The organism is Arthrobacter sp. AL12 (genome assembly GCF_029960645.1).
In the GTDB taxonomy this organism is placed as follows: domain Bacteria; phylum Actinomycetota; class Actinomycetes; order Actinomycetales; family Micrococcaceae; genus Arthrobacter.
Window position 1 is genome coordinate 136,467 of sequence record NZ_JASBQY010000009.1, and the last position, 19,474, is coordinate 155,940.

19 protein-coding genes, 1 tRNA gene and 1 riboswitch are annotated in these 19,474 nt (G+C 66.7%); of the genes, 7 read left to right on the forward strand and 13 right to left on the reverse strand.

From position 1 onward, the window contains the following. Nucleotides 1–14 precede the first annotated feature (14 nt). Nucleotides 15–113, reverse strand: a riboswitch (glycine riboswitch). A 329-nt stretch (nucleotides 114–442) separates the two neighbouring features. Then, nucleotides 443–982: a TetR/AcrR family transcriptional regulator gene (locus QK291_RS11890; protein ID WP_282382071.1), complete on the reverse strand. Its 540-nt coding sequence runs from the start codon at nucleotides 980–982 to the stop codon at nucleotides 443–445. A gap of 82 nt (nucleotides 983–1,064) precedes the next feature. Here QK291_RS11890 and QK291_RS11895 point away from each other — a divergent pair, with 82 nt between their 5' ends. Then, nucleotides 1,065–2,699, forward strand: a complete 1,635-nt coding sequence (locus QK291_RS11895) for an MFS transporter (protein WP_282382074.1) — start codon at nucleotides 1,065–1,067, stop codon at nucleotides 2,697–2,699. Nucleotides 2,700–2,834: 135 nt separating this feature from the next. Here the strand turns inward: QK291_RS11895 and QK291_RS11900 are convergent, their stop codons facing one another. From QK291_RS11900 to QK291_RS11925, 6 genes are all read right to left on the reverse strand, one after another. After that, entirely contained in the window at nucleotides 2,835–3,314 is a 480-nt protein-coding gene (locus tag QK291_RS11900; protein ID WP_282382077.1) for a DNA starvation/stationary phase protection protein, read from the reverse strand. A gap of 183 nt (nucleotides 3,315–3,497) precedes the next feature. Continuing rightward, complete coding sequence (locus QK291_RS11905; RefSeq protein WP_282382079.1) at nucleotides 3,498–4,043, reverse strand: hypothetical protein; 546 nt, start codon at nucleotides 4,041–4,043, stop codon at nucleotides 3,498–3,500. 235 nt (nucleotides 4,044–4,278) lie between these two features. Beyond that, nucleotides 4,279–4,581, reverse strand: coding sequence for a DUF4193 domain-containing protein (locus tag QK291_RS11910; protein WP_282382081.1), 303 nt, complete (start codon nucleotides 4,579–4,581; stop codon nucleotides 4,279–4,281). A 208-nt stretch (nucleotides 4,582–4,789) separates the two neighbouring features. Continuing rightward, entirely contained in the window at nucleotides 4,790–5,275 is a 486-nt protein-coding gene (locus QK291_RS11915; protein ID WP_282382082.1) for a GyrI-like domain-containing protein, read from the reverse strand. Between the two features lie 179 nt (nucleotides 5,276–5,454). Beyond that, nucleotides 5,455–5,528, reverse strand: a tRNA-Thr gene (locus tag QK291_RS11920). A gap of 150 nt (nucleotides 5,529–5,678) precedes the next feature. After that, nucleotides 5,679–6,569, reverse strand: a complete 891-nt coding sequence (locus QK291_RS11925; RefSeq protein ID WP_282382083.1) for a DsbA family protein — start codon at nucleotides 6,567–6,569, stop codon at nucleotides 5,679–5,681. 289 nt (nucleotides 6,570–6,858) lie between these two features. Here QK291_RS11925 and QK291_RS11930 point away from each other — a divergent pair, with 289 nt between their 5' ends. From QK291_RS11930 to QK291_RS11945, 4 genes are all read left to right on the forward strand, one after another. Then, a complete protein-coding gene (locus QK291_RS11930; protein ID WP_282382108.1) occupies nucleotides 6,859–8,268 on the forward strand; it encodes a trehalose-6-phosphate synthase in 1,410 nt (469 codons plus the stop codon). Continuing rightward, entirely contained in the window at nucleotides 8,258–9,085 is an 828-nt protein-coding gene (gene otsB / locus QK291_RS11935; RefSeq protein ID WP_282382085.1) for a trehalose-phosphatase, read from the forward strand. The genes QK291_RS11930 and otsB overlap by 11 nt, the downstream gene beginning before the upstream one ends. A 243-nt stretch (nucleotides 9,086–9,328) precedes the next feature. Continuing rightward, nucleotides 9,329–10,411, forward strand: a complete 1,083-nt coding sequence (ugpC, locus tag QK291_RS11940) for a sn-glycerol-3-phosphate ABC transporter ATP-binding protein UgpC (RefSeq protein WP_282382086.1) — start codon at nucleotides 9,329–9,331, stop codon at nucleotides 10,409–10,411. A gap of 142 nt (nucleotides 10,412–10,553) precedes the next feature. Next, complete coding sequence (locus tag QK291_RS11945; RefSeq protein ID WP_282382111.1) at nucleotides 10,554–11,972, forward strand: DUF4032 domain-containing protein; 1,419 nt, start codon at nucleotides 10,554–10,556, stop codon at nucleotides 11,970–11,972. Between the two features lie 96 nt (nucleotides 11,973–12,068). On the opposite strand, the gene QK291_RS11950 is transcribed toward QK291_RS11945, so the two are convergent. From QK291_RS11950 to QK291_RS11970, 5 genes are read right to left on the reverse strand one after another with little or no spacing between them, the layout of a single operon-like run. Next, a complete protein-coding gene (locus QK291_RS11950) occupies nucleotides 12,069–13,436 on the reverse strand; it encodes an FAD-binding protein (RefSeq protein WP_282382088.1) in 1,368 nt (455 codons plus the stop codon). A gap of 33 nt (nucleotides 13,437–13,469) precedes the next feature. Beyond that, a complete protein-coding gene (locus tag QK291_RS11955) occupies nucleotides 13,470–14,294 on the reverse strand; it encodes an alpha-amylase family glycosyl hydrolase (RefSeq protein ID WP_282382090.1) in 825 nt (274 codons plus the stop codon). Beyond that, nucleotides 14,198–14,587, reverse strand: a complete 390-nt coding sequence (locus QK291_RS11960) for a hypothetical protein (protein ID WP_282382092.1) — start codon at nucleotides 14,585–14,587, stop codon at nucleotides 14,198–14,200. Before QK291_RS11960 ends, QK291_RS11955 begins: the two co-directional genes overlap by 97 nt. 32 nt (nucleotides 14,588–14,619) lie before the next feature. Then, entirely contained in the window at nucleotides 14,620–14,799 is a 180-nt protein-coding gene (locus QK291_RS11965) for an alpha-amylase family glycosyl hydrolase (RefSeq protein WP_282382093.1), read from the reverse strand. Between the two features lie 2 nt (nucleotides 14,800–14,801). Next, nucleotides 14,802–15,653 carry an extracellular solute-binding protein gene (locus tag QK291_RS11970; RefSeq protein WP_282382094.1) on the reverse strand — a complete coding sequence of 284 codons (852 nt, stop codon included), beginning with the start codon at nucleotides 15,651–15,653 and terminating at the stop codon, nucleotides 14,802–14,804. A gap of 340 nt (nucleotides 15,654–15,993) precedes the next feature. Between QK291_RS11970 and QK291_RS11975 the strand changes: the two genes are divergently transcribed. Continuing rightward, a complete protein-coding gene (locus QK291_RS11975; RefSeq protein ID WP_282382095.1) occupies nucleotides 15,994–17,754 on the forward strand; it encodes a glycoside hydrolase family 13 protein in 1,761 nt (586 codons plus the stop codon). 24 nt (nucleotides 17,755–17,778) lie between these two features. Then, on the forward strand, nucleotides 17,779–18,810 hold the full coding sequence (locus QK291_RS11980) for a LacI family DNA-binding transcriptional regulator (protein WP_282382096.1): 1,032 nt from the start codon (nucleotides 17,779–17,781) through the stop codon (nucleotides 18,808–18,810). Nucleotides 18,811–18,842: 32 nt separating this feature from the next. Here QK291_RS11980 and QK291_RS11985 read toward each other — a convergent pair whose 3' ends face one another. Continuing rightward, on the reverse strand, nucleotides 18,843–19,343 hold the full coding sequence (locus QK291_RS11985) for an SRPBCC domain-containing protein (RefSeq protein WP_282382097.1): 501 nt from the start codon (nucleotides 19,341–19,343) through the stop codon (nucleotides 18,843–18,845). Between the last annotated feature and the right edge of the window lie 131 nt (nucleotides 19,344–19,474).

Here is a 19,474-nt window from a genome sequence, read left to right on the forward strand (position 1 = left end):
CTTTCCAGAGTTGCCTTGCCGCGGCGGTACGTGGGCCTGAGAGATTCCTGGGGAGGGTTTGCTCCTACGGCGCCTGCTTGTACCTACTTGCAGAACTCTCCCGCCGCAGATCAAAGGCATATTAAATTTGCGTGACAACAGTCACAGGCCCCATTGTCCTATGCCCGGCCCGCGTCCGCAAACCAGTGACGCGCGGAGGCCGCCGTCGGGCTCAAAATCGCGGGCCGCCGTCGCGCCCGAAGTCGCGGGAAAGCTGCGGATTCGCGGGAACGTTCCGGCGACCTGGCAAGTCTCCGGCGATTTCGACGTCGGGTGCCCGCGCGGCGGGCGGCGAAGTCGCGGGAAAGCTGCGGATTCGCGGGAACGTTCCGGCGACTTGGCAAGTCTCCGGCGATTTCGACGTCGGGTGCCCGCGCGGCGGGCGGCCGGGCCAGCGTGCAATTCAGCCGCGGAGCCGCTCGAGGGCGGTGAGCAGGCTTTCGACGTCGGGGCCAACCTCCGGGAGCGGGCCGCCAGGGCCGCGCGCCAGCATGGCGTTGAAGTACAGTCCGTCCCCCATGTAGAGGACCGGCTTGGCCATGGCGGGGCCGACGTCGGCCGCCAGCAGTTCCAGCCAGCTCGCCTGGACCGCGGCCATCCGCCGCAGGGTTTCCTGGTGGGCCACTTCCGCCAGCCGGGTGGCGGCCACGAAGACCCGGTCCAGCGGGGTGTCCGCCCAGACGGAGGACCTGATAAAGAACGCCGCTGCGCCTTCCGGCGCGTGGGCCATGGCGGCGAGGTCCTCGTCGAGCAGCCGGTCCAGCCGTTCCAGCAGGACCGAAATCATCGCCTCCTTATTGGGGAAGTGGTAGAGCAGCCCGCCCTTGGAAACGCCGGCCCGCCGGGCGACGGCATCCAGGGTCGCGGCACGTTCACCCTCTTCGATCAGCAGGGATTCGAACGCGTCAAGGACGGCTTCACGGGCGACGGGTTTTCTGGCCATGGTTCCAATCATGCCCCGCAGCGGGGACGCGGCTTAACGGTGAGGTTTTTAACTATACCGTCCAGACGGTATAGTTATCACCATGAGCAACACACCCATCACCCGCAGCAGCACCGGAACCGTCAGCAGCCCCGCCGCCGCCGGAAACTCCGCCGCCGGAACAAGACCGTCCCCGGCGCCGCGTGCGCCGTGGCGGGACTGGCTGGCGCTGGCACTGCTGATGTTTCCCGTGCTGCTCGTGGCCGTCGACAATACGGCCCTGACCTTCGCGTTGCCTGCCATCGCGCGAAGCCTCGATGCCTCCGGCGTGGAACTGCTGTGGATTGTCGACGCCTATCCCCTGGTCCTCGCCGGCCTTCTGGTGGCGATGGGCAGCCTCGGCGACAGGATCGGCCGCCGCCGGCTGCTCTTCATCGGCAGCACCGGCTTCGCTGCCGTCTCGGCGGTCACGGCGTTTGCCCCCAGCGCCGAATGGCTGATCGCCGGGCGTGCGGGGCTCGGATTCTTCGGCGCCATGCTGATGCCCTCCACGCTGTCCCTGATCCGCAACATCTTCCCCGAGCCCAACCGGCGCCGGCTGGCCGTGGCCATCTGGGCCGCCGGTTTCTCCGGCGGTGCCGCGCTGGGCCCGATCTTCGGCGGCTGGCTGGTGGAGCACTTCTGGTGGGGCGCGGTGCTGCTGGTGGCAGTGCCGATCATCCTGCCGCTGCTGGTCCTGGGCCCGGCGCTGATCCCGGAGTCCCGGGACCCGAACCCGGGCCGGGTCGATGTGCCCAGCATCGTGCTGTCCCTGCTGGTCATGGTGCCGGTGGTCTACGGGATCAAGATCCTGGCCACGCACGGCCTGGCACTGGAACCGCTGGCCGCCATCGCCTTCGGCCTGCTGATGGGGTACGTCTTCATCCGGCGGCAGCGGCAGCTCCTGACGCACGGCGCGCTTGCCGCAAACCGGACCGCTCCCCTGCTCGATCTCAGCCTCTTCGGCAACCGGGTCTTCAGCACCGCCATCATCGCCAACGTGCTGGCCCTGTTCTCCTTCAACGGCTTCATCCTGTTCCTGGCCCAGCACCTGCAGCTGATCGAGGGGCAGTCCCCCTCGGAATCCGGCGTCGCCATGGTCCCAGCGCTCATCGCGACCGTCCTGGCTGGCCTGCTGGTGGTGCCGCTGGTGAAGAAGATCCGCCCAGGTTTTGTGGTCGCGGGCGGGCTGCTGCTCAGCGCCGGGGGCTACTTCCTTGTGGCCTTCGGCGATCACGGCAACGGCCCGGCGCTGCTGCTGGCGGCCCTGCTGGTGCTGTGCCTCGGCGTCGGCGCCGCGGAGACCATCTCCAACGACCTGATCCTCGGTGCCGCCCCGGCAGAGAAGTCCGGCGCGGCCGCCGCAATTTCCGAGACCGGCTACGAAATCGGTTCACTGCTGGGCACCGCTATCCTCGGCTCCATCCTTACGGCTTCCTACCAGGGCAACCTGCGGCTTCCCGCCGGAGTCGCGGATGCGGTGCCGGCTGAGGCATCGGCCCAGGCTGGCGAGACGCTCGCCGGGGCCGTGGAACTCGCCCAGGCCCTCCCGGGACCGCTGGCGGAGGCCGTGATGACCGCTGCCCGGACCGCGTTCGATTCGGGCGTCCACATCACGGCCACCATTGCGCTCGTGCTCATGACCGGGGCGTCGGTGCTCGCCGCCGTCGTGCTCCGGAAGGTGCCGACCGCCAAATAACGCGATAAATAGCCGGGGAACCGGACCGCTCCCGGGCCCGCCCGCGGCGCTGCTTAAACGCCCGGCGCGAGGCTAAACGCAAGCGCCCGGCGCCGGTGGGAACCGGGGCCGGGCGCTGGGATCTGCAGGCGAACGCTACTTGCTGTCCGCCGTGGTGACGCTGGAGTTGGCCCGCATCGTCTCCGCATTGACCATCCAGGCGTACTGCTCGAACTTGGCGATGAACCCGTGCAGCAGGTCCGCCGTGGTGGGGTCCTCTTCGTCGACTTCGTCGTGGACTTTGCGCATGGTGCCGACGGCGGCCTCCAGGGCTGCAACGATCCGCTCAATGGCGTCCTTGGTGTTGATCAGGCCGCTGGGGAACTCTGCGAGCGCGGTGGACTTGGACACCGTGGAGCTGCGGCCGTCCGGAAGGGCGTGGAGTGCGCGCATGCGCTCCGCCAGGTCATCCGCGAACTCACGGGCCGATTCGATAATCTCGTCCAGCTGCAGGTGGAGGTCCCGGAAGTTCGTTCCGACGATGTTCCAGTGCGCCTGCTTGCCCTGAACGTGAAGTTCGATCAGGTCAACAAGCACCGCTTGCAGGTTCGTCGTGAGGGTCGGTGAAGCTTTCATGCGTCCTCCTGAGTAGGTGCGGTACCGATGCGTCCGGTATCGCTAGGTCCGATATCTCCGACGCTACCGCAGGGCGCAACAGGACCGCGACGGTCCCGGAGGAATTTCTCGGTCAGCTTACTAAGTCCGCTTACTAACGACGGCGGGACACCCGGGCAGCGCCGCCGCCCGTCCGGCCGGGCCTTACCAGAAGTGCGCGACGTCGATCACGAGCCGCGAGCCTGCGGCCGGTCCGTCCAGGGTAAACACGCGGAACGGCAGCCGGGCCCGGACTCCGAGGCCGAGGCTTGAATAGCCTTCGAAGCTGCCGGCCCATGCCACCTGCCGGAAGGTCTGGTAACCGCTGACGTCGCTCAGTTCCTTCGGGTCTGCCGGCGTGAAGGTGGCATTGCCGTTGTCGTTATAAGCCGGGGAGTTGACCGTGACCTGGAGGAACGCCTGACCGCGCAGGGGGACAGGGAATCCCGAGCCGTCCTGGGTGACCTGCGGAACGTAGCGGACGGTGTAGCCGGCGACGGGCCCTTTGAGGTCGATGACCAGCCGGTCGAAACAGTAGTGCTGCCCCGAGCGGACATTCGTCACCTGGGCCTGGCTCATCGCCCGATCCGCCTTTATTAGCGACCCCCACACCAGTCCGCAGTAGGGTGCCGCCGCTGCGGGACCGGGCGCCACGAGGCCCAATCCGACAGCCATCAGAATCGCTACCAGCCACACCCGGAACTTCTTCATGGGGAGCCCCCTCAAGAGATCAGATAGCAACAGGATAGGAGCGTTTCCGGGCCGAATCGAGGGGGCGGGAGGATCGGCGCCCAACCGTTAAGCTGCGCCGCGCCGGGTCACGGGACGGTCGCGCCGTCGTCGTCGTGCTGCCGGGAATTCCGGGCAACGGCGAAGCGCCGGTCCCTTGCGGAATCCGGCGCTTCGGTGTGCCTTGCTGGAAAGTTGTGAAGCGGTGGAGGGTCCCCTAGCCTTCGCAGTCGCGGCAGTACTTCAGGCCGTTCTTTTCCTTGGCCAGCTGGGACCGGTGACGGACCAGGAAGCAGGAGGAGCAGGTGAATTCATCGGACTGCTCGGGAACAACAACGACAGTCAGTTCCTCGCCGGAAAGATCAGCACCGGGAAGGTCGATGCCTTCGGCTGTGTCGTTCTCGTCGACGTCGATGACGGCTGTCTGGGCGCCCCCACTGCGGGACGCCTGAAGTGCCTCCAGCGACTCGGCGGGAGACTCTTCTTCAGTCTTGCGTGGTGCGTCGTAATCGGTAGCCATTTGGGGTTCACTTTCGTTGCTGCGCAGCGCCATTTCAGGCACTTCAGTGAAGCAGTCTAGGACATTATGCACGCAGTTGAAGAAAAGTGTGCCCAATCAGGTACTTTGCGTCGCTCGGCCCTCCGAATGGGACGGGCAGGGCACCACGGCGGATGCCGCGGCGCTCAAACGGCTCGACGCCGGATGGCCTGCACTACCGGCTGTACGCTCAGGCGACGGGCCAGATGATGAGCGTCTTCCAGGTCGACGGGTCCGGTTCCACCGCGGGGTCGCTGAGGTAGTACTCCCACATCGCATTGCCCGGCGTCAGGCCTTCGGCCTGCATCTTCTCCATGATCGCCCCGTACGTTTCGGGGAGCGTCTCGTAAGGGCCCACGTGCATCGCTTCGAAGGCCCGGCCGGCGGGGAGGGATCCCGCGGTCACAGCGCTATCGCCGCCGGGAAACGGCGCCGCCACCGGAAACCCCGCCTCGACGTCGACGACGTCGGTGGGCATCCCGCGATACAACGCAAACGGCGGTCCGGCCAGCTGGACGTGCTGTTGTTCCGCGGCACTCATCACGGAGCTGTAGGCGCGGCCGAAGAACTCGCGCAGCCCCTTCATGGGAACGGTTTCGCGCAGCACCGCCGTCGGTTGTTCCTGCAGCTGGGTGGACTTGATGTCCGGCGTCTTGTCCGGATTTGTTTCAGTCATAGGCCCAGACTCCGCCGTGAGGATTTCGCGGTCTAGGGCCTAACGACCCGCCAGGCGGTCGCTGCGCCGTGGGACAACGCCAACGCTAAGAGTGCCGGCCCTGGAGCCACCCCTTGCGGACCAACGAAAACCGCGCCGCCACCGGGCTGGATCCCAGTAGACGACGCGGTTCTTCTTCGGGCCCCCTGTCGGATTCGAACCGACGACCCCCGCTTTACAAGAGCGGTGCTCTGGCCAACTGAGCTAAGGAGGCATTCCTGTGCACCGGCAAGACCGGTCCGCGATGAGGCGCCCGGCGCGACGGCGCTAGATAAGGTTAGCCCACGGATGCCCGGTGATAAAAACAGACCCGGCTCCGGAAGAATCCGGAACCGGGCCCGCAGTTGCTGCCGGGTCCCTGCGCCTACTTCTTGGCGTCGATGGCGGCCTGGAGGAACTCCTCGAACGGGGTCTGGGCGCTCTCGCCCTTGCCCCACTGCTGGCCTTCAACGAACACGGAGGGCGTGCCGGTGACACCGATGGAGGCAGCCTGCTGGGTGGTGTATTTAACCCACGGGCGGTAGGTCTTCTCGTCCACGCACGTTTCGATGCCCTTGGCCCCGACGTCGGTGGCCATCTTCTTCAGATCGGCATCCGAGATGCCGGCGCCGCCTTCAGCGGGCTGCTTCTCAAACAGCGCATTGACGAAGTCCGCGTACTTCTCCGGCGATTCGTTCACAACGCAGGCTGCGGCGTTGGCCGCGCGGGAGGAGTAGTTCGTGGTGGAGCGGCTGTCCAGGAAGCCCAGCGGGCGGTACTCCACGGCGATCTTGCCTTCGTTGCGAAGGTTTGTGAGTGTCTCGTTGTACTGGGTCTCAAAGTTCTTGCACACCGGGCAGATGAAGTCGATGTAGAGGACCACCTTGACCGGCTTACCAGCCTCCGCCTCGGCACCGGGCGCGTTCACGACCGCCGGAGGGGTTTCCGCCGGAGCAGGAATGTCGGCGACCCGGACGGTCGCAGGCTCGGTCTTCGCGACCTCGGAGTTGGCCAGCAGCGTGACGCCGCCGTAAACGTTGCCGTTGGCCGGGGTGGACCCCTCGTCCGCAACCGGGGCGTTTTTCTGAATGTTCGAGGTGACTACCAGCGCCACCACCACAATGATGGCCACGACGGCGGCGACGATGCCCCAGCCGATGAGCAGCTTGTTGCGCTTGTCCTTCTTCACCTGCGCCTCGCGGATTTCACGGGCTTTGTCGCGGGCCGCGGCAGTTCGCTCTGTTTTGGACTGACGGGGTTCGTTTGCGGGGCTCATTAGTTCCTCGGGTCGATCGGCCGGTGATATCCACTGGGTGGCAATTCATCATTTTAGGGGAGAAATCTGGGAACTTGCGCTTTCAACCTTCCTCCCCGCCTCCCATCGGACGAATAGCACAGAAGATTCCGTCGGGCTAGGGTGGATAGGAGCCACGAGCGAATCCCAGGGAGCACCAATGCAGGCAACCACACACGCCGAATCGGATCCAGAATCCACCGGCGCGGACGCGCTCGGCACCGCCGCGTCCGGGCGCAGCGACACGGAACCGGACGCGCAGTATGACTTCATGGTGGTTTCAAACCGCCTGCCGGTTGACCGCTGCTCACCGGACGAGCCCGGATGCGAGGACGGCTGGCGCCGCTCCCCCGGCGGCCTGGTGACCGCCCTGGCACCCATGATGACCAAGACCGACGGCGCCTGGGTCGGCTGGCACGGCGCCCCCGATGAGCATGTCCAGCCTTTCAGCCACGGCGGCATCGACCTCGTCCCCGTCCAGCTGAGCACGCACGACATCGAATTCTTCTATGAGGGCTTCTCCAACTCCACCCTCTGGCCGCTGTACCACGACGTGATCGCCCCGCCGGAGTTCCACCGGACCTGGTGGGACTCCTACCGCAAGGTCAACCGCCGGTTCGCGGACGCCGTCATCAACCACGCCAGCCAGGGCGCCACTGTATGGGTTCAGGACTACCAGCTTCAGCTCGTCCCGAAGATGCTGCGGGAGGCGCGACCAGACCTGAAAATCGGGTTCTTCAACCACATTCCGTTCCCGCCGCCGGAGATCTTCGCCCAGCTGCCGTGGCGTCGCGCCATCATCGATGGGCTGCTGGGCGCTGACCTGGTCGGCTTCCAGCGCCCCAGCGACGCCGGGAACTTCATGCGCTCCGCCCGCCGCTTCCTCGGCGCCAGCGTCAAGCAGCAGCAGATCCACGTCAAGGGCGCTGACGGGAAGACCACCCATATCGCCCGCGCCCAGGCCTTCCCCATTTCCATCGACGTCAAGCAGATCAGCGAGCTGGCACGGAACCCGGAGATCCTCGAACGATCCCGGCAGATCCGCCGGGATCTCGGTGACCCGAAAACCATCCTGCTCGGCGTCGACCGGCTCGACTACACCAAGGGCATCCGGCATCGACTCAAGGCCTACGAGGAACTCCTGGCGGACGGCAAAGTGTCGGTCGAGGACGCAACCCTGATCCAGGTCGCCAGTCCCAGCCGGGAACGAGTGGAGCATTACCGCGTGCTGCGCGAAGAAGTAGAGGGCACGGTGGGCCACATCAACGGCACCTACGACACCATGCAGAACACCGCGGTGCGCTACCTGCATCACAGCTACCCGATCGAGGAGATGGTGGCGCTCTACCTGGCGGCGGACGTTATGCTCGTGACCGCTTTGCGAGACGGGATGAATCTCGTGGCCAAGGAATACGTCACGGCCCGGACCAACAATGACGGCGCTCTGGTGCTGAGCGAGTTCGCCGGAGCCGCGGACCAGCTCAAGCAGGCCCTGCTGATGAACCCGCACGACATCGACGGCCTCAAGGACACCATCATGAGGGCCGTCAACATGCAGCCCGCGGAGGCCGCACGCCGCATGCGCTCGATGCGCAAGCAGATCCTGGACCACGACGTCGATCTCTGGTCCTCGGATTTCCTGAGCGCGCTCGAGGAAAAGGTAATCCGCGATGACTCCTGAGCAGGCCCCCAAGCAGACACCGCTCTCCCTCGCCCCGGAGCTCCTCGACGCCCTGCGCCGCATCGCCGCCGCCGAACAGCTGCTGGTCGCGATGGATTTCGACGGCACGATGGCACCCCTCGTGGACCATGCCGGGGATGCCCGGGCGCTCCCCCGCTCGGCAGCGGCCTTCGCCGCTCTCACGGAACTGCCGCGGACGACGACGGCGCTCATCTCGGGGCGCGCCCTGGACAGCCTGCGGTCTGTCGCCTTTCCCCCGGAGAAGACGCTGCTGATCGGCAGTCACGGCGCGGAAGTCTGGATGGGGCCGGGGTCCTCGAAACTCGAACTCGATGACGACCGCCGGGAACTGCTCGCCGAGGTCCGGCGCGAACTGGAGGGCATCGTGGAGGTGGCACCGGGAACCCTGCTGGAGGACAAACCGGCCGGCGTCGTCCTGCACACCCGGCTGGCTGCGGACGACGTTGCCGAGGACGCCGTCGCCGCTGCCCGCGCCGTCCTGGCGGACCGCCCCGGTGTGTACCTGAAGAACGGCAACCGGGTGCTGGAAACCTCGGTGGTCCACACCTCCAAGGGGGAAGGCATCGCCTTCCTGCGCCAGGCCACCGGCGCCACCGCCACGGTCTTCGCGGGCGATGACACTACCGACGAGGACGCATTGGCCCGGCTGCTCCCCGGGGATCTCGGGGTCAAGGTCGGCCTGGACTTCACCCAGGCCCAGTTCCGGATCGAAGCCCCCGCGCACGTGTCCGAGCTGTTGGAGGCCCTGCTGCGCGAGCGGCGACGCGCCCTCGGGCTGCCGGAGCCTACCGCATAATTGGCCCCGGGTAAGCCGGATCACGTGTGACATCCGCAACATTTTTACCCTTTTAACAAAAATATGACATACTCTGGTTGTGATGTGGCGCACAAGTACCGTGCGGCGTCATTGGATACTCCTCGGCTTCGGCCGGGGAGTATACGCACGATCATGTGCTGATAACTGAATTAACAACTGAAGAATAAGACCATTCACTACGGATCGTCCGGCACGTACCTGCCGGTGAAGGGATTGATAACTGTGGCTACAGTTACTTTTGACAACGCAACACGTCTGTATCCGGGCACGGATAAGCCCGCTGTTGACAAGCTCAACATTGAAATCGCTGATGGCGAATTCCTGGTCCTCGTTGGACCCTCCGGCTGTGGCAAGTCGACCTCCCTGCGCATGCTCGCAGGTCTTGAGGACGTCAACGCCGGCCGGATCCTCATTGGCGACCGCGATGTCACCGATGTTCCCCCGAAGGACCGAGACATCGCCATGGTCTTCCAGAACTACGCCCTGTACCCGCACATGACGGTCGCGGACAACATGGGGTTTGCCCTGAAGATCGCCGGCGTCAGCAAGGAAGAGCGCGCCGAGCGTGTCCGTGAAGCTGCCAAGCTTCTGGACCTCGAGCCGTACCTGGACCGCAAGCCGAAGGCACTCTCCGGCGGCCAGCGCCAGCGTGTTGCCATGGGCCGCGCGATCGTGCGTAACCCGCAGGTCTTCCTCATGGATGAGCCGCTGTCCAACCTTGATGCAAAGCTCCGCGTGCAGACCCGCACGCAGATCGCGTCCCTGACCCGCCGCCTGGGCGTCACCACGGTCTACGTGACCCACGACCAGGTCGAGGCCATGACCATGGGCGACCGTGTCGCCGTGCTGAAGGACGGCCTGCTGATGCAGGTCGACACCCCGCGCAACCTGTACGACAAGCCCAAGAACGTCTTCGTGGCCGGCTTCATCGGCTCCCCCGCGATGAACCTGCTTGAGTTGCCCGTCGTCGACGGCGGCGTGCAGTTCGGCGGCACGATCTACCCGGTGCCGCACAACGTCCTCGAAGAGGCCAGCGGCAAGACTGTAACGCTCGGCTCCCGCCCGGAGGACCTCGAGCAGGTCGCCGAGGGTGAAGGCCTCCACGTTGAGGTCGACGTCGTCGAGGAACTCGGCGCCGACGCCTACGTCTACGGGCACACCACGCTGGACGGAAAGAGCCACGACATCGTGGCCCGCGTCGACGGCCGCCGCCCCCCAATGAAGGGCGAGTCCATTTACGTCCGTCCGCAGTCAGGCCACGTGCACCTGTTCGACACCAAGACGGGTCTGCGCCTGGGCGACTAGTCCCCACCACGCACCGGCTCTACCGGCGGCGGTCCTCCCAACTGGAGGGCCGCCGCCGGGCTTTAACTCCCCTGGCCGGACCCTTTCGTTAGGGCCGCGGCCCATAGTACGGAAGAATTGGTTCATGACCGAGGAAAACCGCATGACCGAGGAAAACAGTGCCCAGTGGCACGACGAACCCACAGACTACGGTCAGATCGGCAAGCTGCCCCGGTTCGAGGCCGCCAGCGCGAATGACAGCAAGGCGTCCGTGTCCTCGAGCTCGCTGAGCATCACCGCCGCCGCCACCGATCCGGAGCTGCTGGACTTGCCGTGGCACATCGCCCTGGAGGACTGGCCGGCGGAATACCTCGCCGCGCTGCCCCGCGGCATCTCCCGCCATATTGTGCGCTTCGCCCACCTGGGCGGCTCGGTCATCGCCATCAAGGAAACCTCGGAACACGTGGCCCGCCACGAGTACCACATGCTCCGCAAGCTCGCCCGGCTGGACGTGCCCTGCGTGGAACCGGTCGCGGTCATCACCGGCCGCACGACGCCGGACGGCCGGCCGCTGAACCCCGTGCTGGTCACCCGGCACCTGAAGTTCTCCATGCCGTACCGCGCCCTCTTCTCGCAGATGCTGCGCAAGGACACGCTGACGCGCCTGATCGATGCCCAGGCCCTGCTCCTGGTGCGCCTGCACCTGATCGGCTTCTACTGGGGCGATGTCTCCCTGTCCAACACGCTGTTCCGCCGCGACGCCGGCGCGTTCGCGGCGTACCTTGTGGACGCGGAGACCGGCGAGCTCTACCCGGACCTGTCCACGGGCCAGCGCGAATACGATCTGGAAATCGCCCGGGTAAATATCGCCGGTGAACTCATGGACCTGCTCGACGGCGGCCTGATCGAGGAAAAAGTGGACCCGGTGGCTACGAGTGAACTCATCATGGACAGCTACCGGCGCCTCTGGACCGAGCTCACGGAAAAGGAATCGTTCGAAATCGGTGAGCGCTGGCGCGTGGCGGCCCGCATCCGGAAGCTCAACGAGCTGGGGTTCGACGTCGAGGAATACGCGATCAAGACGACCCAGAACGGCTCCACGATCCAGCTGCAGCCAAAGGTGGTCGACGCCGGCCATCACCAGCGCCGGCTGCTGCGCCTGACCGGGCTGGACGCCCAGGAAAACCAGGCACGCCGGCTCCTGAACGACATGGACTCCTTCCGCGCGGACAACCACCCCGGGATGGACGAGGAGTACAGCGCCCACCTGTGGGTCAGCCAGATTTTCGAACCGATTGTCCGTTCCATCCCCCGGGACCTGTCCGGGAAGCTGGAGCCTGCGGAGGCTGTGCACGAGATCCTGGAGCACCGCTGGTACATGTCCGAGAAGGAGAACCGGCACATCCCCCTGGCCGAAGCCGTGCAGTCCTACATCGACTCGGAGCTGCGCCACCGCCGGGACGAGGCGGCCATCATGCTGAACCCGGACACGGGACTGCTGAAGATCCTGGAGGTGGAAACGGAGGAATCCCGCTACGGCGCCGACGAGTCCATCGAGGAATACCCGGACTCCGACGACTGAGTGCACACGCAACTGACTCGCGGTCAGGGGCCGTTCTGAGCCCTCAGAATGGCCTTTGCTGCGAGCTAGTTGGGGGCAGGTTGTGGCACAGTCGCGCTAAATCGCCTTGCCGGGGTTCAGGATGCCGGCCGGGTCGAAGAGTTCCTTAATCCGGCGTTGCAGTTCGCGCACGGGTTCCTTCTGTTCCAGCCCTAGCCAGCGCAGCTTGAACTGGCCGATCCCGTGCTCCCCCGTGATGGTGCCGCCCATCGCCAGTGCAACGGTGATGGATTTGTCCAGGGCCTCGCCCAGCCGCCCCATGGCGTCGGCGCCGACTGCGCCGTCCACCCGGTCCACCCAGAACGTCGGGTGCAGATTGCCGTCGCCGGCGTGCGCCACCACCTTGAGCCTGACCCGGAACGCCGCCGCCATGGCCTCCAGTTCAGCAACGTAGTCCACGAGCCTTGAGCGCGGAACTGCGACGTCCTCGCCCACCCGGTATTCGTCATCGACCTCCACCCCGCGGCTGTTGCGCCGCAGCTCCACCAGCCGCTCCGCCTCCGCGCTGGCCTCCATGGTCACGACCGCGCCGCCGGCCACGAGGACGGGCCGGATCGCCGCCGCCTCCGCCGCTGCACCGAAGCCGTCGGTCTGGATCAGCAGCAGGGCCTGTCCGCGGGCGGCGAGGTCCGAGCCGTGGAGCGCGTCGAGCTGGGCGAGAGTGCCGCTGTCGAGCAGTTCCATGATGGCCGGCTGCACGCGGGCCCTGCCCACGGCGAGGACGCCGGCCGCGGCGCTGCGGAAGTCCAGGTAGAAGGCGGCGATCGTATGCACGTCCTGCGGGAGATACTTGAGCCGGACGGTGATGCCGACGACGATCCCCAGTGTCCCTTCGGAGCCGACGAAGAGCGAGGTGAGGTCGTAGCCGGCGACACCCTTGAAGGTCTGGTGGCCGGTACGGATGAGCGATCCGTCCGCCAGCACGACGTCGAGCGCCAGCACCGAGTCGCGGGTCACCCCGTACTTGGCGCAACGCAGGCCGCCCGCGTTCGTGGCCACGTTGCCGCCGATCGTGGACTGCTTGAAGCTGGCCGGGTCGGGGGCGTACATGAGTCCGTGGACTGCCGCGGCCGCGTTGAGGTCCGCGTTGATGACCCCGGGTTCGACGACGGCCGTTTCGTCGTCGGCGTTCAGGTCCAGGACTCGGTTCATCCGTTCCAGGCTCAGCACGACACAGCCCTTGCTCGCGTGCGCGCCACCCGAGACCCCGGTCCCGGCGCCGCGGGCCACCAGCGGGACCCCGTGGGCGGCGCAGACCCGGACGGTGGCCTGGACGTCTTCGATGGATTCGGCCCGGACCACGGCCTGCGGCAGTTGGTAGTCCAGCACCGGCGCCTGGTCCACGGCATAGACAGTCAAGGTGGGGGCGTCCAGGGCGACTTTGGCCGGTCCCAGTGCAGAGGTGAGCTCGTCGATGATGCTCATGCGGTCTCCAGTTCGTCGAATCCGGCCTTCAGTCTAAGGCGCGGAGCCGGGAGCGCCGGATGGGGGTGCTGACACTGGTGTTAACCGTGGCGCGGCTCGGGGCAGCGGGGTGCCTGGCAGCACCCAGACAGCGGCCGCGGCGCCGCGGGTGCAGATCAGGGCGCCTGGGGCCGTGCCATCCGCCCTGATCTGCCCACCGGCGCGGCCACCCGCCCTGATCTGCCCACCGGCGCGGCCACCCGCCCTGATCTGCCCACCGGCCAAGGGATCTGCACTGCTTTGCCCGGTGTCGAGGTGACCTGGATTGATGTGGGCGCTGATGTGGCCGGTGCTGAACGCGGAATCCCCGTCGAGGGCCACCCGCTGGGCCACGTTCAGTGATCCTGGCGCCAGGTGGACGTCCGCGGCGGCCCGTATCACAACGACGAGCACGGAGCTTCCAGCGGCCTCGCGCACAAATGACAGGGCGTCGCCTTCCGCGTGCAGCCAGCGGATTCCGCCGCCGGTCAGCGCGGACTGCTCCCGGCGCAGCGCGGCGAGCGCGGCGTAGTCCTCCCGGAGGTCGGCCAGGACCCGGTCCGGATCGTTCCAGGGCATCGGCGTCCGCGAGGCTTCCCCGTTGTTCCCCTTGAGCCCGAATTCATCTCCGGCGTGCACCACCGGGACGCCGGGCAGCGTGAACATCAGTACCGCCCCGAGCCGCTGGCCGCCGTCGATCATCACGGTGGCGGCCCGTGCGGTGTCGTGGCTGTTCAGCGCATTCATGTTTTGCTGCCGGACGTCCCAGCTGAAGGGGGCCGCCAGGTCCAGGTGGGTGGCCAGGAAGTCCTCGGCGCCCGTCCGGTTGGGCCCGGGCAAGGGGGTGCCGAAGAAGTTGACGTGCGGGCGTCGCCGGCGAGCCAGGACCACAGCGGACGGGTGAAGTTGGAATACGTCATGGCGCCGTGCCAGTGTTCACCGCTGAAGTCCGGGGCGGCGTCGTTCGTGGCTTCGGCCAGCAGCGCAGCCTCCGGGTTGATCCCCCGGACCCTGCCGGCGATCAGCCGGGCCACGTCCTGGTTCAAATCCGTGGCGCCGAGCCGTCCGGTCATGTTGCCGACGTCGATCCGCCAGCCGTCGAGGTTGAAGGGAGGCCTGAGCCAGCGGGCCACGGGCGAGTCGTCGGCCAGAACGAACCGTTCCCTCAGCCCCGCCGAGGCCCAGTTGAGTTTGGGCAGCGAGGCGACCCATACCAGGCCTCGTACTCGGTGTGATCGTCGTTGAAGTAGTAGTAGCCCGCTTTGGCGGAGCCCGGCTCGGCGAGGGCGCGCCGGAACCACTCGTGGTCGTCGCCGGAGTGGTTGGCGGTGAGGTCACCGATCACCTTCAGGCCGCGGGCGGGCGGCCTGCACCAGCTCCACCAAGGCCTGGTCTGTTGGAGTTGATGATCTTCTCGCCGGCATCGCCCCAGGCGGCCAGCTTCTTGGCGAACTCCACACCGGCGGCGTCGCCGATCAGGAGCTGCTTGGGATCGTAGCCGCCGTCGGCAGCCAGGCCGAAGACCTGCGAACCCATGGAGGCCTGCCGCGGATACAGGTGATAGGGGTCGCCCTGCGAGGGATCCATGCCGACCAGGAACGGGAACGTGGCCTTGCCGTCGGCGACAGCCTTCTTGCCGTTGCTGATGACTTCGTCGAAGGTTTTGGCGGCAGCCGGCACCATGTCGGTGTTGCGCAGCAGCGCGATGTTCTCGATCGCGTAAGGGACGCCGTAGACGGAACCGTTGAAGGTCATGGCCTTGACGGCGGAGTCCTGGAAGCCGGACGTCTTGTCGCCGAGCTCCACCGGGGCAATGACACCGTTCAGAACGAACTTGCCTACCCAGTCGTGCGGGCCAACGATCAGGTCCGGGCCCTTGCCGGTGGGCACCTGAGTGATGAAGTCGTCGCGGGCTGCGGCGAAGTCCTTGACCACGTGCTTCACTTCGATGCCCGTGTCAGCCTGGAACTTGGCGGTGATGTCCTTGAGCGCAGGTGAGCGCTCGGCATCAACCCACATGGTGATGGTGCCGGCGCCGGCCGCCTTGAGGTCAGGCGTGGCCGTGGCCGTTGCGGTTGCCGGGGCGGTGGCTGCTGCGCCGCCGCAGGCGCTCAGCGCCAGCGCGGCAGCTACGGAGATCGCACCGGCCGTGAAAACCCGGCGGCTGGTCCCGGTGGTGAGGGTGTTCTGCACCTTCATTGGTGTCCCTTTCATAAAATCCTGCATCCACGCTGATGGCCGTGTCGGAAAGCTCTGGTGAAGAGTCCGGGGGTCCCGGTGGCATAGTCGGTGATGTGGCTCACAGCTGCAAGCGCTTCCAAAGTTCACGTTGACCATGAGTTTGAAAAGTCACACTACTGGCGAGTAACAGCCGGGCTCGAATTCCCCACCTAAACCCGGCGCGTCAGGATGATGCCGCAGCTCAGTGCCCTGACGGAGCCCGGCATCGGGGATTATCCAAACCCTGGCAAAAACGGCACGCAACAGTTGTGTGTGGAAGCGTTTTCAATTTGGAAGGTTCGGCCTTACGATTACCGGCATGTCCGTTGACTCAGCACTCATCGCCCCCGCCGAACTGGCCGGGCCCCTGACCAGCCCCCTGACGCAGGTCCACGCCGAAGACCAACTCCCCGGCTGGTGGCGCTCGGCCGTGATCTACCAGGTGTACCCGCGCTCGTTCCGGGACCTGAACGGGGACGGCGTGGGCGACCTGGCCGGGATCACCGCTGAACTGCCCCAGCTGGCCGAACTCGACATCGACGCCGTCTGGCTCTCCCCGTTCTACCGCTCCCCGCAGCGCGACGCCGGCTACGACGTCAGCGACTACTGCGACGTCGACCCACTGTTCGGCACGCTGGCTGACTTCGACGCCATGATGGCCGAGGCCACGCGGCTTGGCCTGCGGATGATCGTGGACCTGGTCCCCAACCACTGCTCGGACCAGCACGCCGCTTTCCAGGCTGCCCTCGCCGCGCCCGCCGGCAGCCCGGAACGGGACATGTTCATCTTCCGGGACGGCCGCGGCCATTACGGCGAGGAGCCGCCGAACAACTGGGAGTCCCACTTCGGCGGCCCGGCCTGGACCCGGATCGCCGAACCGGACGGCACGCCAGGCCAGTGGTACCTGCACCTCTTTGACACCTCCCAGCCGGACTTCAACTGGGACAACGACGCTGTGCACGAGGAATTCGAGCAAGTCCTGCGTTTCTGGCTGGACCGCGGCGTCTCGGGCTTCCGCGTGGACGTTGCCCATGCCCTGGTCAAGGCCCCGGGGCTGCCCGAATGGGGCGGCCGCGCCGATGGCAACAGCTGCGACGGCTACCCCGGCCACGACGCTCCGATGTTCGGCCAGCCCGCACTGCACGACATCTACCGCAAGTGGCGGCGGATCCTTGCCGAATACGGCCCGGACCGCATCCTCTGCGCCGAGGCCAATGTCGATCCTCTCCCCCGGCTGGCCGACTGGGTCCGGCCGGACGAAATGCACCAGGCCTTCAACTTCCCGTACCTGCACGCCGGCCTGGATGTCCGCCGAATGCGCGGTGTCATCACCGAGTCGCTGACTGCGCTGGACTCCGTCGGCGCTCCCAGCACCTGGGTGCTCTCCAACCACGATGTGGTCCGGCATGCCACCCGGTTCGGCTACGACGGCAACGCACCGCGCGACGGCGACGGGATCGGCGCCTTTGATCCCCAGCCGGACGAGGCCCTGGGCCGCTCCCGGGCCGCGGCCGCGTCGATGTTCATGCTCGGGCTGCCCGGCGGCGCCTACCTCTACCAGGGCGAAGAACTCGGCCTGCCCGACGGGATCGACATCCCGGACCACCAGCGGCAGGACCCCACGTTCGGCCGCACCGGCGGCGAACGCCTGGGCCGCGACGGCTGCCGCGTGCCGCTGCCGTGGCGCACCGCCGAACTGCACGCCGGCTTCGGCAGCGGGGCAGCCCCGTGGCTTCCCCAGCCGGCAAGCTTCACGGAACTGGCGCGGGACGCCCAGGCCGCGTCGCCGTCGTCGCACCTCAACCTGTACCGGCGCATGCTGGCCGCCCGGCGCGAACTTGGACTGGGCCAGGGGTCACTCGCCTGGGCCGAGGACTGGTGCACGGACAGCTGCCTGGCGTACCTCAACGGAACCACCCTGGTACTGCTCAATGCGGGACACGATGCAATAGAACTGCCGGCCGGCCGGGTGCTGCTGCGCAGCTCCCAGGATTCCGCCCCGGAAGGGCTTGAGTCATCTGGACCGGGCGGCTCCGGGCATCGGTTAGGCTCAGGGGAAACTGTTTGGCTGGAAATCTAAATCTAGGACTCGGAGAGCTAAGAAATGCCCGGCATCAAGGACGTCGCTGAGCGCGCTGGCCTCTCCATAGCCACCGTTTCACGGGCCTTGAGCGGCAAGGGCAATGTCTCGGTCCGCAGCCGGGAACGCGCCCAGAATGCCGCAGCCGAACTCGGCTTCGTCCTCTTCTACCACGCGTCCAGCCTGGCCTCCGGACGGAACCACAATGTGGGCCTGGTGGTTCCGTCCGTGCACCGCTGGTTCTTTTCCTCGGTAGTGGAGGGCGTCTCGGCCACCCTGCTGGACGCAGGCTATGACCTTACGCTCTACAACGTCAGCGAGGGCCAGGAACGCCGTCACAGCGTGCTGAACGACTTCCTGTTGCGCAAGCGGGTGGATGCGGTGATTGCAGTGTCGCTGAAGCTCAGCGCAGCCGAGATCCAGCAGCTGCTCGCGATCCACCGGCCCATCGTAGGGATCGGCGGCCCATTGCCGGGAGCCACAGCCATCCGCATCGACGATTCGGGTATTGCCCACGCCGCGTCCCGCCACCTGATCCAGCTCGGCCACAGCATGATCGCCCATATGACAGGTGACGCCGCCTACGACAAAGACTTCCGCCTGCCGGGCACCCGCCAGGCCGGTTTCAAGAAGGCCATGAACGAAGCTGGACTGGCGATCCGTCCGGAGTGGCAGGTCTCTGCCGACTTCACCATCCAGGGCGCCTACGCCAGCGCACGGCAATTGCTCGGCGGCTCCGTGGAGCGGCCCACCGCGGTCTTCGCGGCATCCGATGAAATGGCGATCGGCACCATCCTCGCCGCCCGCGACTTCGGGCTCCGGGTACCTGAGGACCTATCCGTGATCGGCATCGACGGCCACGAGCTCGGTGAGGTGTTTGGACTCACCACGATTGACCAGGACGCCCGCGGCCAGGGTGCGCTGGCTGTCCGACGCCTGCTGGCCGGGCTCGACGGCGCCGGGGACACCGCAGCGGCCGACACCGAGTACCCGACGCGCTTCGTGATCCGCTCCAGCACGGCCGTTCCGCCCATGGACACCGTGCCGATCCACTAGGCGCCGAAAATACGTTCGGCCCGCTGGCAGCCCTAGGCGCCGACCCCGCCCATGAAGCGCACGAACCGGTCCAGTACCTCTGGCCAGCCGGCTGCGTACTCGGCCCGTGTTGTGGCGGGGTCCTCGGCACCTTCCCACCCGCTGTGCACGAGGCGGAGCTCTGTCCCGTCCTGCACGGCCCGGAACGCCACGCGCAGCTCCGTAGACCAGACGGCCGACGTGCCGGGGTGCCAGCTGGCATGGAAGGACAGCGGGGGCTGCCAGTCATCGATGGATCCCCAAATGGCGGTCTTTCCGTCGTCCGCACTCTCCAGGACCAGGTTCTCCTCGAATTCCACATAGGAGCCGGCACCGAAGACGCTGTGCTCCTCAAGGGGCCACCAGAGATGCGTGTGTTCGGTGAATCCAACAAAGGCGCGCGCCACTGCCCCCGGGACAATAACGGTGTACACGACGGGGTCCAGCCCGTCGGCCGCTGCCGGCTCCGGTGTCTCGGAGGCATCAGGGGCTGCGTGGCTGAAGAGGTTGTCCATGGGCAACAACTCTACCCGGAGGGTTAAATGCGGGAGAGCCCCGACCGTGTGGTCGGGGGCTCTCCGGGGTTTAACGGGCTCTTCAAGGTTCCCGGGGAAATAGGTTCGTGTTGTAGCTAGCAGAGGACTCG

Coding starts and splice junctions, on each gene's coding strand:
- QK291_RS11895 (WP_282382074.1), top strand. CDS start 1,065: ATGAGCAACACACCCATCACCCGCAGCAGCACCGGAACCGTCAGCAGC.
- QK291_RS11925 (WP_282382083.1), bottom strand. CDS start 6,569: ATGAGCCCCGCAAACGAACCCCGTCAGTCCAAAACAGAGCGAACTGCC.
- QK291_RS11930 (WP_282382108.1), top strand. CDS start 6,859: ATGGTGGTTTCAAACCGCCTGCCGGTTGACCGCTGCTCACCGGACGAG.
- QK291_RS11985 (WP_282382097.1), bottom strand. CDS start 19,343: ATGGACAACCTCTTCAGCCACGCAGCCCCTGATGCCTCCGAGACACCG.
- QK291_RS11905 (WP_282382079.1), bottom strand. CDS start 4,043: ATGAAGAAGTTCCGGGTGTGGCTGGTAGCGATTCTGATGGCTGTCGGA.
- QK291_RS11890 (WP_282382071.1), bottom strand. CDS start 982: ATGGCCAGAAAACCCGTCGCCCGTGAAGCCGTCCTTGACGCGTTCGAA.
- QK291_RS11945 (WP_282382111.1), top strand. CDS start 10,554: ATGACCGAGGAAAACAGTGCCCAGTGGCACGACGAACCCACAGACTAC.
- QK291_RS11980 (WP_282382096.1), top strand. CDS start 17,779: ATGCCCGGCATCAAGGACGTCGCTGAGCGCGCTGGCCTCTCCATAGCC.
- QK291_RS11950 (WP_282382088.1), bottom strand. CDS start 13,436: ATGAGCATCATCGACGAGCTCACCTCTGCACTGGGACCGGCCAAAGTC.
- QK291_RS11910 (WP_282382081.1), bottom strand. CDS start 4,581: ATGGCTACCGATTACGACGCACCACGCAAGACTGAAGAAGAGTCTCCC.
- QK291_RS11975 (WP_282382095.1), top strand. CDS start 15,994: ATGTCCGTTGACTCAGCACTCATCGCCCCCGCCGAACTGGCCGGGCCC.
- QK291_RS11970 (WP_282382094.1), bottom strand. CDS start 15,653: ATGAAGGTGCAGAACACCCTCACCACCGGGACCAGCCGCCGGGTTTTC.
- QK291_RS11915 (WP_282382082.1), bottom strand. CDS start 5,275: ATGACTGAAACAAATCCGGACAAGACGCCGGACATCAAGTCCACCCAG.
- otsB (WP_282382085.1), top strand. CDS start 8,258: ATGACTCCTGAGCAGGCCCCCAAGCAGACACCGCTCTCCCTCGCCCCG.
- QK291_RS11900 (WP_282382077.1), bottom strand. CDS start 3,314: ATGAAAGCTTCACCGACCCTCACGACGAACCTGCAAGCGGTGCTTGTT.